At 64.3% G+C, this 14,228-nt stretch carries 11 protein-coding genes; 6 read left to right on the plus strand and 5 right to left on the minus strand.

Annotated elements, in window-relative coordinates:
• On the minus strand, positions 1-963 hold the full coding sequence (locus X743_RS166900; RefSeq protein ID WP_023763588.1) for a hypothetical protein: 963 nt from the start codon (positions 961-963) through the stop codon (positions 1-3).
• 154 nt (positions 964-1,117) lie between these two features.
• Between X743_RS166900 and X743_RS166895 the strand changes: the two genes are divergently transcribed.
• The 3 genes from X743_RS166895 to X743_RS166880 are packed head-to-tail and all read left to right on the plus strand — an operon-like array spanning position 1,118 to position 4,756.
• Positions 1,118-1,702, plus strand: coding sequence for a nitroreductase (locus X743_RS166895; RefSeq protein WP_023763589.1), 585 nt, complete (start codon positions 1,118-1,120; stop codon positions 1,700-1,702).
• Positions 1,703-2,311: a flavin reductase family protein gene (locus tag X743_RS166890; protein ID WP_023763590.1), complete on the plus strand. Its 609-nt coding sequence runs from the start codon at positions 1,703-1,705 to the stop codon at positions 2,309-2,311.
• A gap of 12 nt (positions 2,312-2,323) precedes the next feature.
• Complete coding sequence (locus X743_RS166880) at positions 2,324-4,756, plus strand: hypothetical protein (protein ID WP_245264142.1); 2,433 nt, start codon at positions 2,324-2,326, stop codon at positions 4,754-4,756.
• A 31-nt stretch (positions 4,757-4,787) separates the two neighbouring features.
• On the opposite strand, the gene X743_RS166875 is transcribed toward X743_RS166880, so the two are convergent.
• Positions 4,788-5,669 carry a CoA ester lyase gene (locus tag X743_RS166875; protein WP_023763593.1) on the minus strand — a complete coding sequence of 294 codons (882 nt, stop codon included), beginning with the start codon at positions 5,667-5,669 and terminating at the stop codon, positions 4,788-4,790.
• On the minus strand, positions 5,669-6,121 hold the full coding sequence (locus X743_RS166870) for a MaoC family dehydratase (protein ID WP_013895173.1): 453 nt from the start codon (positions 6,119-6,121) through the stop codon (positions 5,669-5,671). The genes X743_RS166875 and X743_RS166870 overlap by 1 nt, the downstream gene beginning before the upstream one ends.
• Positions 6,122-6,273: 152 nt before the next feature.
• Between X743_RS166870 and X743_RS166865 the strand changes: the two genes are divergently transcribed.
• Entirely contained in the window at positions 6,274-7,398 is a 1,125-nt protein-coding gene (locus tag X743_RS166865) for a DUF2336 domain-containing protein (RefSeq protein WP_023763594.1), read from the plus strand.
• Positions 7,399-7,417: 19 nt separating this feature from the next.
• Here the strand turns inward: X743_RS166865 and X743_RS166860 are convergent, their stop codons facing one another.
• Together X743_RS166860 and parE are read right to left on the minus strand one after the other, a co-directional pair.
• Positions 7,418-9,487 carry an FUSC family protein gene (locus X743_RS166860; RefSeq protein WP_023763595.1) on the minus strand — a complete coding sequence of 690 codons (2,070 nt, stop codon included), beginning with the start codon at positions 9,485-9,487 and terminating at the stop codon, positions 7,418-7,420.
• A 45-nt stretch (positions 9,488-9,532) separates the two neighbouring features.
• Positions 9,533-11,590, minus strand: a complete 2,058-nt coding sequence (gene parE, locus X743_RS166855) for a DNA topoisomerase IV subunit B (protein WP_023763596.1) — start codon at positions 11,588-11,590, stop codon at positions 9,533-9,535.
• A 257-nt stretch (positions 11,591-11,847) separates the two neighbouring features.
• Between parE and cpaB the strand changes: the two genes are divergently transcribed.
• Together cpaB and X743_RS166845 are read left to right on the plus strand one after the other, a co-directional pair.
• Positions 11,848-12,747, plus strand: coding sequence for a Flp pilus assembly protein CpaB (gene cpaB / locus X743_RS166850; RefSeq protein ID WP_023763597.1), 900 nt, complete (start codon positions 11,848-11,850; stop codon positions 12,745-12,747).
• Between the two features lie 31 nt (positions 12,748-12,778).
• Entirely contained in the window at positions 12,779-14,224 is a 1,446-nt protein-coding gene (locus X743_RS166845; protein ID WP_023763598.1) for a type II and III secretion system protein family protein, read from the plus strand.
• The last annotated feature ends 4 nt before the right edge of the window (positions 14,225-14,228 follow it).

Consider the following 14,228-nt stretch of genomic DNA (forward strand, 5'->3'; position numbering starts at 1 on the left):
CTAATCCGCGCCTTCTTCAGGATCCATCGCTGCGGCTTCAGTGGCGAGAACCTCGATCTCCTGGTTCTGACCGGCGACGACCGTGAAATCCTTCTGGTAGATGCGGTCGCGATTCTTGGCGATGATGGTGTAGTCGCCTTCAGCAAGCACCATGGAGGCGAAGGCGCCGACGGTCTCCTTGATCGGATCGCCGGATTCGTTGAGCAGCGACCACGAGGTGTCGGCGATTGCCTCGCCGCCCGATTCGCGCACCAGCTTCATCGTGATCTCGGCGGCATGGTGCTCGACGGTGGCCTCGGTCAGCTTGCCGGCCTCGACGCGGATGTCGGAGCGGATGACCGCGTTGACGGCGCCGTAGGTCGAGACGACATGATAGATGCCGGCGTTGAGCCGCACGACGCTGTTGGGCTCGACGTCGGGGATGATCAGCGCGCGGTCGCCATTGGCCTCCGCCGTGCCCTCGTAGATCGAAAAGCGCAGCTTTTTCGGCGGAATGCGCACGCCGCCTGACAGCACCGCGTCGAGCTTCAAGCCGCCGGCGTCGAGCACGAGGCTTTCGCGCTTGGCTTCCTTGCCGACCGTGATGCGCTTGGTGGCGCCGGCCCGGCCGTAGGACGCATGGACCAGATAGCTGCCTGGTTCGAGCTGGAAGACGGCGTTGCCGCCATGCGCGGAGGCGACCATCGGCAATTTGCCGTTGACGGCCTCAGGCTTGAAGACACGCCAGACCAGGCCGCGGGTGATGTCGGCGCCTTTGTCGGTCAACTGGGCCGACAGAGTGATGGCGCCACCGCCGCCAAGCGCCAGCGGGGTTTCGCTCTTGGGCGTCGCATAGCTCGAAATTCCGGGAAGTTTCAGGTCGCTGACGCCGTCCTTTTCCTGTGCGGCAGCCATGGTGACCGGCAGCAGGAACAGCGCGGCGCAGAGCCGGACCAGGAAAAGACGCAGTCGCCCCTCAAACATGCCTTGCGTTGAAGCCCATGGCGGTGGCAATTTCAAGGCTTAAGAGTCCGATCCACGACTCTTCAGTCCGGCGCTTGCGCGCCTTTGCCCGAGCCGCCCGACTTCCCGATGGTGCGCTTCAGCTCAAAAACGAGTGTCTAGGAGACTTGCGCCCATGGCGTCGCCGATCATCGACTTCCTGCTCACCCGAAATTCAGCGCCGATTCCGGAGCTCAAGGAGCCAGCGCCTGGTGACGCCGATATCGCAACGATGATCGCTGCCGCCACGCGCGTGCCCGATCATGGCCGGCTCGAACCCTGGCGCTTCATCCTCTACCGCGGCGATGTCCGCATCGAGATCGGCAAGAAGTTGGCCGACCTTGCCGAGCAGCGGGAAGGGCCGTTGCCCGAAGGCCGCCGCAACCAGGAACTGGCGCGATTCTCGCGGGCGCCGCTGGTGATCGGCGTGGTATCGGCGCCGAAGGAGAATCCGAAAATCCCGCTATGGGAGATGTTCCTGTCGGGCGGCATGGCGGCGATGAACCTGATGATTGCGGCCAATGCGCTGGGCTATGGCACCAACATGATCAGCAACTGGTATTCCGATGTCCCGGAGGGCAGGGCGATCCTCGGACTGGCGCCGCAGGAGCGTGTCGTCGGCTTCGTCCACATCGGCTCTTATGCCGGCCCGGCGCCGGAGCGGCCTCGGCCCGATCCCGCAAAGCTCTATGCCGATTACTCAGGGCCTTGGGCGGGCTGAATGTTCTACGAGCCATCGAAGGGGCACGGACTGCCGCACGATCCCTCCAAGGCGATCGTGGCGCCGCGCCCGATCGGCTGGATATCGACGCTGAACAAAGCGGGCGAGATCAATCTCGCGCCATACTCTTTCTTCAATGCGTTTTCGACGCGGCCGTTCATCGTCTGGTTTTCCTCGGAGGGAGAGAAGGACAGCGCCTCCTTCGCTCAGGAAACCGGCGAGTTCGTCGCCAATCTCGTCAGCCGCGATCTCGCGGAGAAGATGAATTACACCTCCGTCAACGCGCCGCGCGGCGTCAACGAGTTCGTCTATGCCGACCTTGCAATGGCGCCTTGCCGTCTTGTCGCGCCGCCGCGCGTGGCAGCAGCACCCGCCGCGCTGGAATGCCGGGTGACGGAAGTCTTTCGGCCACGGGCGCTGGATGGATCGCCGACGAGCGCTGTCGTCGTCGCCGGCGAAGTGGTCGGCGTGCACATCGACGATGCCTTTTTGAAGGACGGACTGTTTGACATCACCAAGGCCGGGAATGTCGCTCGTCTCGGCTACATGGACTATGCGAGCGTCGACGAAGTCTTTTCGATGCGCCGGCCGCGCTGGGGCCAGGAATAAGAGCCTTCCAACTTGTTCGCTATCGCGCCTTGCCGGCATTCGTTCGCCGCCGGCCGTCATGACGGCGCGCACATAGCCGGGCTCTGCGACACGAATGCTTCCGTCGGGGAGGCCGAGTATGCGGTCCAGGGCGATCTCGTAGGGCTTGACGCGTTTCTCCAGGGTTTCGATCGCGACATCCATGTCGGCGTCGCTGCCGCCGGCGAATGCCTTGGCGACCACGTCATGCGTGGCCATGCCGAACTGCATGACGATGTCGGCGACCCCCTCCGGATCGAAGGTCCTGAAGGTGCCGTCTTCGACACCTTGCCGGATGATCCTGACCAGCAGGGGCGAAAACGACCCGCTGGCGGCCAGGTTGATGCGGTCGTAGCGTACAGGCGAAAACGCCTACCACTCGCGGTCCGCCATCGCGGCGGCTTTCTTGGTCGCGAGCGCGCGAAAAGCGATTTCCCTTCATTTGAACACAGGCTAAGAGAACGGCTTCGGCGATGCGTTGGGGTTGGGGCATCGACCTTGGGGATAGTGCGGGGCACTGGCAACATGAAGAAGCGAGACACGCTGGGGACCCGGCTGCGCTACGGGTTTGACAAGAGCATGGCCGCAGGACCGATCGCGCTGATCGGTTGGCTCGCAGTCGTTTCCCTGCTGATCATCATCGCCGCCGCAGCTTTGCTTGCGGTGACCCGCATCGCACCGGAGGGCGGCGAGCCGCTGAACTTTTTCGAAGCGTTCTGGGAATCGCTGATGCGCACACTCGATTCCGGCACGATGGGCGGTGATACCGGCTGGGCTTTCCGTCTCGTCATGCTGGTCGTCACGCTGGCCGGCATCTTTGTCGTGTCGGCCCTGATCGGCGTGCTCAGCGCCGGCGTCGACGGCAAGCTCGATGAATTGCGCAAGGGCCGGTCGCGCGTGCTGGAGGCCGATCACACCATTATCCTCAATTGGTCGCCGTCGATCTTCGACGTCATCTCCGAACTGGTCATTGCCAATGCCAGCCGGCGCCGTCCACGCATCGTCGTCATGGCCAATATGGACAAGGTCGCGATGGAGGACGAAATCGCGGCCAAGGTCGGCAAACTGGGCAACACGCGCATCATCTGCCGCAGCGGCGACCCGACGGATCTCTACGACCTGGCCATCGTCAACCCGCAGACCTCGCGGTCGGTCATCGTGCTGTCGCCGGAAGGCGACGATCCGGATTCGCAGGTCATCAAGACGGTGCTGGCGCTGGTCAACGACCCGAACCGCCGCACCGACCCCTACAACATCGCCGCCGAGATCCGCGATGGCAAGAACGCCGAGGTCGCCCGCGTCGTCGGCGGAGCCGAGGTGCAACTCGTGCTGGCCGATCAGCTGATCTCGCGTATCGTCGTGCATTCAAGCCGGCAGTCGGGTCTCAGCGGCGTCTATTCGGAGCTGCTCGATTTCGACGGCTGCGAAATCTACACGACCGGGCAGCCGGAACTTACCGGCAAGACCTTCGGCGAAGCGGTGATGGCGTATGAGCACTGTGCGCTGATCGGCCTTTGCGACCCGCAGGGGCGCGTCGATCTCAACCCGTCGTCGGATCTGGTGATCGGCAAGGACATGCGCGCCATCATCATCGCCGAGGACGATGCCGCGATAAAGCAGGGAGGTACCGGGATCAAGATCGACGCGGCGGCGATCCACGGTCCTCGGCCGATCGAGACGAAGCCGGAGCGCATGCTGATCCTCGGCTGGAACCGGCGCGGTCCGATCATCACCTATGAACTGTCGCGCTACGTCGCGCCTGGTTCGATCCTGACCATCGCCGCCGATACGCCCGGGCTCGAGCAGGAAGTTGCCGGACTGACGGTCGCCAGCGACAATCTGTCGGTCAAATGCAGCATCACCGACACCTCGAGCAGCGCAGCACTGGCGAGCCTGGACGTGCCTTCCTACGATCACGTGCTCGTCCTCGGCTACAGCGAAACCATGGCGGCGCAGCCGGCCGACACGCGCACGCTGGTGACGCTGCTGCATCTGCGTAAGATCGCCGATGATGCCGGCCTGCACATCTCCATCGTCAGCGAGATGATCGACGTGCGCAACCGGGAGCTCGCGGCGGTGACCAAGGCCGACGACTTCGTCGTCAGCAACCGGCTGGTCAGCCTGATGTTGGCGCAGGCATCCGAAAACCAACACCTCGCCGCGATCTTCGATGATTTGCTCGATGAGAAGGGCTCCGAAATCTACATGCGCCCGGTCGCGGATTATGTCGCGATCGACCAGCCGCTGACCTTCTGGACGATCGCGGAATCGGCGCGGTTACGCGGCGAGATCGCGATAGGGTACCGGCGCATCCGCACTGGAGATGCCGACCAAAGGGCGCTGGGTGGCGTCATCGTCAACCCGCTGAAGTCGGAAGCGCTAGCCTATCAGCCGGAGGACAGGATCATCGTGCTTGCGCGGGACTGAGAGCAATTCCAGGAAGATTGTAAAAACGGATTTAAGCGGAAATCCCTGCCGCCCGCGCGCGTGCCAGAAGCCGTTCGGCCAGCCGCAGGTGCGGGCGGTCGAACATTTTGCCGTCGATGCCGACGACGCCGGGATCTCCCGTCGCCGCGAATGCGTCGACGATTGCCTGGGAGTGTTTCACAGCCTCCGTCGACGGCGTGAAGGCAGCGTTGATGACGGGCACCTGATCTGGGTGGATCGCCATCTTGCCGGTGAAGCCGTCGCGCTCGGCCTCAGCGCATTCCTCGGCGAAGGCCGCCATGTCGCGAAAATTCGGGAAGACCGTGTCTATAGCTGCAACTTCCGCCGCACTGGCGGCGAGGATGGTCATGGTGCGGGCAAGGCGGAACACATCGGTGTAGCGGCCGCTCTCGTCGCGCGCCGATCGCGCGCCGATCGCCGCCGACAGGTCTTCCGCGCCCCAGGTGAGGCCGACTAGGCGCGCGCTAGCACCGGCATAGGTCGCGGCGGCGAGCACACCGGCAGGGGTTTCGGTGATGATCGGCAGGATCTTTATCGCCCTGTCGGCCAGGCCATTTTCGGCCTCGCGAACCCTGAGCTTTGCCGAGAGCTGCTGCACATCCTGGCCGCTGTTCGACTTGGGCAGCATGATGCCATCCGGCTTCGCCGGCACGAGCGCGGCAAGATCGTCATCCGTCAGCCCGGTCGACAGGTCGTTGACCCTGACGTAGATCGCCGAGCTGGTTTGCCCCCGGCGTCCGGCGATGAAGCGTGCCGCGATCGCGCGCGCCGTTGCCTTGTTCTGCGGCGCCACGGAGTCCTCGAGGTCGACGATGACGACATCGGCGCCGGCTCCAAGGCCCTTTTCCAGCTTCCGCTCGGAATCGCCGGGGACGAACAGCAGCGAACGCATCAGGCCGCCTTCTTCAGCATCATCGCTTGCCTCGTGCATTTGGCGACGAGGTCACCATGCTGGTTGTAGGCGCGGTGCTCGAACTCGACGATGCCGCGATCGGGCTTCGATTTCGATTCCCGCACCGAGACGACCGTGGTCTCGACGCGGATGGTGTCGCCATGGAACACCGGGTGCGGAAACACGGTCTCCTTCATGCCGAGATTGGCGACCGTCGTGCCGACCGTGATGTCGTTGACCGAGATGCCGATCATCAGGCCGAGCGTGAACAGCGAGTTGACCAGCGGCTTGCCCCATTCGCTCTTGGCGGCGAAATCGAAATCGATATGCAGCGGCTGCGGGTTCAGCGTCATCACCGAAAATAGCATGTTGTCGCTCTCGGTAACCGTCTTGCGCAGCGTGTGCTGGAAGACGTGGCCGACGACGAACTCCTGGAGATAAAGCCCGGCCATTTCCTGTCTCCTTCGCTGCCTGACGGTTGATAAGCGCTGCAAATCGGCCCCGCAAGCCAGTTAATGAACATGGTGAACCGTTCGTAAACCATTTCTGCCTACCGTAATGACCGGGGCCAGAAACCTTCTGGCTAGGGGCGTAAGCAGACGGCATGGTTGTTGTTTCGCATTTCCTGAAGTGGATCTACACGGCCAGGGTGTCCGAGCGCGCCGCCGCGGCAAGCGCGCTGGCCCGTGCCTACATCAATTCCGAATTGCCGTTCGAGGACCGCTGCGCCGCCGAGGCGGCGCTGACGCTGCTGCTCGACGATGCCTCATCGAAAGTGCGGCTGGCGATGGCGAAGGCGCTGTCGATGAGCCATCACGCGCCGCTGCAGATCATCAGCGCACTGGCCTCCGACCAGCCGGAGGTTGCCGGCGTGGTGCTGGCACGCTCGCCGCTGCTCACCGACGCCGACCTGATCAACCGCGTGGCGGCAAGCCAGAAGGCAACGCAGACGCTGATCGCCGATCGGCCGCTGGTCTCGATGGCGCTGTCGGCGGCCATCGCCGAGATCGGCGAGGCGGAAGCCTGCGCGGTGCTGCTGGCCAACAGCGGCGCCGATATAGCGTCGCTCAGTTTCCGCCGCATGGCCGAGCGCCATGGGCATCTGCCCCTGGTGCGCGAGGCGCTGATATCGGATATCCGCCTGCCTGCCGACTGCCGGCACATGTTGCTCATCAAGCTCGGCGAGACATTGAAAACATCACCGCTGGTCATGGCTCTGATGGGCGCCGCGCGTGCCGAACGCGTCATGCGCGACGCTTGCGTCAAGGCCTCGGTGACGCTGATAGAAGGCACGCGCCCGGAGGAACACGCGGCACTGATCGAGCATTTGCGCTTGCGCGGCGATCTCACCGCGAGCTTCCTCATCCGCACCATCGCGCACGGCAAGGTGGATTTCTTCGGCTCCACGTTGGTCGCGCTCAGCCAGCAGTCCGAACAAAGGGTGAGGGCGCTGCTCGCCGGCGGGCACGATGTCGCCCTGCAGGCGCTGTTCCGCAGCGCTGGCCTCGCCGCCGCCACGCACGCGATCATCCTGCGGGCGCTGAAAATCTGGCGGGAGGTCGCCAATGGCAAGCGCGTCGCTGGCGTGCAGGAGGTCAGCTGGCTGATGCTCAAGGAATTGGGCGGGCAGTCCGCGGATGGCGACCTCGCCATCCTGGTCAAGTCGATCCATCTCAATGCGCTGCGCGAGAACGCGCGCGGTCATGCGCTGGCGATCGCCGCGGCCTGAAGTCGGCGCATTCGGCCACTTAGCTTCGATCCCTGGCGAAAAAATCCGGGAAATCCTCCATTGCCGCGGCGATGATGCGCAGTGACGCCGCGATCTGCAGCATGTCGCCGGTGGCGTTTTTCTGGGCGATGGCCGCCGCATATTGGCGGGCGACGGCGATGGTCGCCGTCTGCGGATCGCCTGGGGCGCGGAAGAGCAGTTCGCGTGCCAAACCTCTCAGGAAGTTGGCGATCGAGAGCGCGGTTTCGGGCGCAATGGCATGGTTTTGGCTCGTAGCGCGCAGCCGAAGGATCTCGAGGCCGACCGTGACGGCCACGACGCCGCCACCCAGGACCGCCTCGCCCTTCTTGCCCGAATTCTGCACCAGCGGCATCAACTGGTTGATCCGGTCATAGGCGAGGCTTTCGAAGGCCGAACGCCTCGGCACACGCTCGTGCAGGCAAAGCCGCGCCAGATCCTCGCGCATGGCGCGCACGATGCGGTTGGCCGCGAGCCACGGATCGGCGGGCAGAACGACGAGGAAGACGCCGATCGCCAGCAGGATGCCGACCAGCACCGACGCCGAGCCGGCGAAGAACGGGCCAGGATCGTAGGTCATCGCCTGATGCGGACTGAGGAAGGCGAGGAAGTTGATGGCGAACGCCGTGGCTACGCCGACATAGCGCGGATTGGCCATGCCCAGCGCCGTCGGCACCAGGATCGGCACGACAAACAGCACGAACCAGCCGAAGCCGGGCAGCGCAGGCAATGCGACCTGGCCGACGAGAAAGGCAAATGGCAAAGCCAGCAGCGTTCCCTTGAAGAAACCCCAGGACACCTGCACGGGATCGGGGCGGGCAGCAAACAGGCTCGACACGACGGCAACGAGAATGACGGTGCCGGCCGCTTCCGACCATTTCGTCGTCAGCCAGAAAGCCGCGACCAGCAGCGTCGCAAGGGCTGCGCGCACGGCGTTGCGCGCCGCGCCGGGATAGTCGCGGTGTACTACGAGGGCCGGCTGCTGGCTGGCGGGACCTGGGCGCCGCGTGACCGGCGCGCGCAAGGCATCGAGCCCGCGCAGCACCTGCTTCAGCGCCTCGGCGAAATCGGCGGCGATGGTGAGGCGGGTGATGGTGCCGACCTTGTCGTCGCCCTGGTCGGCCGGGACATCGGGCATCTGACGCGCCTTGGCCGAGATCGCGTCGAGCCGCGCCACCCAAGGCGCGGTGTCATCCAGCGCGCCGGGTTTGGTCGCCAGTTCGCCGACAAGCAGCTGCAACTCCGAGCGCACCGGAATGAGCGCTGCGTTCTTCGGCGCGGCGTGCGAATGCAGCGCACGCGCGGCCGAGAGTGCCGACAGCAATTGCCCGATGGTGCGCCGCACTGGATGGGCGCGCGGCGCGAAGCTCGGCGCCTCGAGCCTTGCATAGGCGCGCATCTCGCCAAGTGTCTGGGTGTCGGCGACCAGCTTCCTGTGCAGGCCGGAAAGCGTTGCCGGATCGCCGCTGGAGAACGCACCGCCGGCATAGGTCGCGAGATCGATGATGCAGCGCTTCAGCCGCGAGATGATGGCGTCACTGGCCAGCTTGGGCAGGATCAGCCGGCTTGTCAGGCCGGCGCAGACAATGCCGAGCACGATCTCGGCACAACGCGCGGCCGCGAGGTCCACGACCAGATGCGGCTGCCCGAAGGCGGGCAGGCCGATGATCATCGCCGTATAGCCGGCAAGTGCCGCACCATAGGCTTCGGGATTGCGCAGCAGCGACGAGACGAAGGTGCAGATGCCGATCCAGACCGCGAGCACCGTCACCAGCACCCAGGGGCCGGTGCCGAACGCGGTGGTGATGCCGATCGCCGCGACGCCGCCCACAAGCGTGCCGAGCAGCCGGTAAAAGCCCTTTGCCAGCACCATGCCGGCGACCGGCTGGGCAACGATGAAAACCGTCATCATCGCCCATTGCGGGTGGTCGAGCTTCAGTGCATAGGCGGCCAGAAGCGCGATCAGGCCGGCCGAAACAGTTCTAAGGGCGAAAATCCAGTCCGAACGCGTCGGCTGCGTCAGCCCGGCCAGATTGGTCTCGAAATAGCCCTTCAGCCGCACCCAGGTCACATGCTGGTCTCCGTACCCGCACGGACAAAGTAGAGCAGTGGGCGGCTAGATATCCAGCACTTCCGCCTCGGCGAATTCGGCACGTTCCTGGATGAAACGGAAGCGGGCTTCGGGCTTGGTGCCCATCAGCTCATCGACCCTGTCCTTGGTGGCCGAATCGACTTCGTTCACATCGACCCTGAGGAGTGTGCGCTTCCTCGGGTCCATGGTGGTTTCCTTGAGCTGTGCGGCCATCATCTCGCCCAGGCCCTTGAAGCGGCCAAGCTCGACCTTGCCGCGCCCGGTGAATTCGGTGCGCAGCAGCTCGTCCTTGTGCGCGTCGTCGCGGGCGTAGGCGACCTTGCCGCCCTGCCTGATCGAGTACAGCGGCGGCACCGCGAGATAGAGGTGTCCACCGCGCACCAGCGCGGGCATCTCCTGGTAGAAGAAGGTGATCAGCAACGAGGCGATGTGAGCGCCGTCGACGTCGGCGTCGGTCATGATGATGACGCGGTCGTAGCGCAGATCCTCGTCGCGGTACTTCGATCGCGTGCCGCAGCCGAGCGCCTGGATCAGGTCCGATATCTGCTGGTTGGCGGCCAGCTTGTCGTTGCCGGCGCTGGCGACGTTGAGGATTTTGCCGCGCAGCGGCAGCACCGCCTGGCTGGCGCGGTCGCGTGCCTGCTTGGCCGAGCCGCCCGCCGAGTCACCTTCGACGATGAAGAGTTCGGCACCGGCGGCGGCGTTCTGGGTGCAGTCGGCGAGTTTGCCTGGCAGGCGCAGCTTGCGCACCGCGCTCTTGCGCGACACTTCCTTTTCCTGGCGACGGCGCACCCGTTCGTCGGCGCGCGCGATCACCCATTCGAGCAGCTTGGAGGCTTCCTGCGGATTGTCGGCCAGCCAATGGTCGAATGGATCGCGGATCGCGGTCTCGACAATTCGAATGGCCTCTATCGTCGCCAGCCTGTCCTTGGTCTGGCCGACGAATTCCGGCTCGCGGATGAACACCGACAGCATGCCCGCCGCCGAGATCATGACGTCTTCCGAGGTGACGATCGAGGCGCGCTTGTTGCCGACGAGTTCGGCATAGGCGCGCAGGCCCCGTGTCAGCACATTGCGGAAACCGGCCTCGTGCGTGCCGCCTTCACCGGTCGGGATGGTGTTGCAGTAGGAATTGACGAAGCCGTCGCCGCCGAACCAGGTCACCGCCCATTCGAGCGAGCCATGGCCGCCTTGCTTGTCGCTCTTTCCGGCGAAGATTTCGCGCGTCACCTGGAAATCGTCGCCCAGCGATGCCTTGAGATAGTCCTTCAAGCCACCGGGAAAATGAAATTCCGCCTTGGCCGGCGTCTGGTCCTTTTCCTTGATCAGCGACGGATCGCAGGTCCAGCGGATCTCGACACCACCGAACAGATAGGCCTTCGAGCGCGTCATGCGGTAAAGCCGCGCCGGCTCGAACGCGGCACCCTTGCCGAATATCTGCTCGTCGGGGTGGAAGCGGATCTTGGTACCGCGCCGGTTGTGGACTTCGCCAAGGTGCTCGAGGCCGCTGACCGGAACGCCGCGCGAGAATCTCTGCCGGTAGAGCTGGCGGCCACGCGCGACTTCTACCTCGAGATGATCCGATAGCGCGTTGACCACGGACACGCCGACGCCGTGCAGGCCGCCTGAGGTCTCGTAGACCTTGGAATCGAACTTACCGCCCGAATGCAGCGTCGTCATGATCACTTCGAGCGCCGGCTTCTTGAATTTCGGGTGAGGATCGACCGGAATGCCGCGGCCATTGTCGGTGACGGAGAGATAACCGTCGGCCGAAAGCTCGACATCGATGAAAGTGGCGTGGCCGGCAACCGCCTCGTCCATCGAATTGTCGATGACCTCGGCGAACAGATGGTGCATCGCCTTGTCGTCGGTGCCGCCGATATACATGCCCGGCCGGCGCCGCACCGGCTCCAGGCCTTCGAGCACCTCGATGTCGGCGGCGCTGTAGCCCTCCGAACCGTCGCGGCTTGCCGCCGGCCGCTTGGCTGCCGCCTGCACCAGCGGATCCGCCGGGCGCGCCGGTGCGCGGACCGGCTGCGGTTGCTTGTCCAGGTCGCCGAAAAGGTCGTTGTTGTCGTCCATGCCTGCCATAGGTCCGGTGCTGCGAATCACCCGCCGATACTGCCACGCTTTTCAGCGCCAAGCGACGGAGGTTCCTGTTACGTTCGGGGATCCGGCCCGTCTTATCCTAAAACCATTCGATAACCAAGCGGGCGGAAATAGGTCGAATGCCGTCGTTCTGCGTTCCTGATTCTTTAACAATGCCACGTAGCGTGAGCCCAACATAACAAGAAACTACGGGCATCAGGGGTTTGGGCGTGAGGGGCAAGGCTATAACGATGATCGGTATCGCCGCCGTTTTCGGCGCGATCTCGATCTTTGCCGCGGATTTCTGGGTCAAAAGCCAGGCCGATGCCCAGGAGAAGACAGCCTCGATCGTCGCGCCGGCCCCGCCCAAGATCGAATTCAAGACCATCGTGGTGGCCAACGCTCCGTTGCGCTACGGCATGGAACTCGATCGCACGAAGCTCATCGAAATTCCCTGGCCGCAGGATTCGCTGCCGCAAGGCGCCTTTGCCACGATCGATGGGCTGCTCGGCGAAGGCGGCCGCGTCGTGCTGTCGCCGGTCGAGGTCAACGAACCGGTGCTGCTCACCAAGCTGTCGGGGCCGAACGGCCGGGCGACGCTTTCCAACATGCTGACGCCCGGAATGCGGGCGGTTACCATCCGCACCGATGAGATCGCCGGTGTCGGCGGCTTCGTCACGCCGGGCGACCGCGTCGATGTCGTGCTGACGCGCGATGCCGGTGAAATCCAGGAGGTCGCCAAGAACGCGCAAGGGGCGGCCGGTTCGACCATCACTTCCGAAATCGTCGTCGCCGACGCCAAGGTGCTGAGCGTCGGCCAGGGCGCCGACGAGCGCCAGACGGCGCCGCAGATCGCCAATTCCGTGACTCTCGAGGTGACGACCGAGGGCGCCCAGAAAGTGGCGCTTGCCCGCACCGTCGGCACGCTGTCGCTCTCGCTTCGCTCGGCCAGCGAAGGCGGCGACGGCAAGAACGGCGTCACCACCATCTCCTCCTTTGGCGGATCGGTGGCGTCCAAGGCGCAGGCCACGGCCGGCTCGTTATTCGATGCCATGACCAAGGAGCCGGAGAAGCCGAAATTCAAGACGGTCATCGTGACGCGTGGCACGAAGGCCGAGGAATATCAGGTTCCGGCGCGGGACCAGAAGTAAAAGGCCGGTGGGGACCGGGTGGGACGGGACAATGCTGATGCGTACCCTATATGGAATGACGGGCCGGTCGTGCTTCGTGCGCGCCCTGGCGATGGCGGTTTCGCTGGCCGCGGGCGCGATGCTCGCCTTCGCCAGCGCGGCCAGGGCGGATAATGACATCGTCTATGTCTCGGCGACCAAGAATGCGTCGATCAAAGTCGCCAAGGGCAAGCCCAAGACGATCATCACGAGCGCGGCTTTCTACCAGATCGTCATCGGCGATCCCGAGATCGCCAACGTCAATCCGCTGACCGATAAATCCTTCTATGTGCTGGGCAACAATCTCGGCACCACCGGCATCGCGCTGTTCGACGACAAAAAGCAGCTTGTCGGGACCGTCGACATCGAGGTGACGCTCGACACCGACGAACTGGCGAACACCATCCGCGCCAGCGTGCCGGACGCCAAGATCAAGGTCGGCTCGGCCAACGGCCGCGTGGTGCTGTCGGGCGAGGCGGACGACGCTGTCGCCGCCGAGAAGGCAAACAAGATCGCCACCCGCTTTTCCGGCAACGAGGAGGTGATCAATTCGGTCAACATCTCGTCGTCGCAGCAAGTCCAGCTCAATGTCCGCTTCGTCGAGATCAACCGCCAGGCGGGTCAGGATCTGGGTGCAAAATACAGCGCCAATTTCGCCTACGGCTTCGGCGGACGCGATGTTTCGCTCGATCCCGGCACGGTGCCGGCGGCGGGAACCGGTGAAATCATCGGCCGGCTACTATCCAATGGCGTCTCCATCGATATCGCCATCAAGGCGCTGGAAGAGCGCGGCCTTGCCCGGCGGCTGGCGGAACCGAACCTTATCGCCCGTTCCGGCGAGACGGCGAGCTTCCTGGCCGGCGGCGAATTCCCGATTCCGGTTTCGGAGGACAACGGCAAGATCTCCGTCAGTTACAAGAAATACGGCGTCAGCCTGGATTTCAAGCCGACCGTGCTCAAGGACGGATTGGTCAGCCTGGACATCGCGCCGGAAGTCTCTTCGATCGACGCGTCGGCATCCTACAACATCGGCAACATTTCGGTGCCGGGTTTCATCGTGCGCCGTGCCAGGACGTCGGTCGACCTGAAGAACGGCCAGAGCTTCATGATCGCGGGGCTGCTGCAGTCGCAGAACGACATCACCACCTCGCGCATTCCCGGCCTCGGCAAGATGCCGGTGCTTGGAGCGCTGTTCTCGTCGAAATCCTACCAGCGGCGCGAGACCGATCTGGTCATCATCGTCACGCCCTATCTGGTCAAACCGGTCGATCCGTCGAAGAAAATGGCCGTGCCGACCGACGGCACGCAACCGGCCAGCAACGCCGACTACTTCCTCAACAACACGGAGGAAGTGAAAGGGTCGGATACCAACCGCGCCCTGGCTATGGCTGACGGCGGCGCCGCACGGGCCGCTCCCGCCACCACGGTCGGACATTTCCTCGACCTGCCGAAGGACTGAAGCC

Source organism: Mesorhizobium sp. LNHC232B00 (genome assembly GCF_000502435.1).
In the GTDB taxonomy this organism is placed as follows: Bacteria; Pseudomonadota; Alphaproteobacteria; order Rhizobiales; family Rhizobiaceae; genus Mesorhizobium; species Mesorhizobium opportunistum.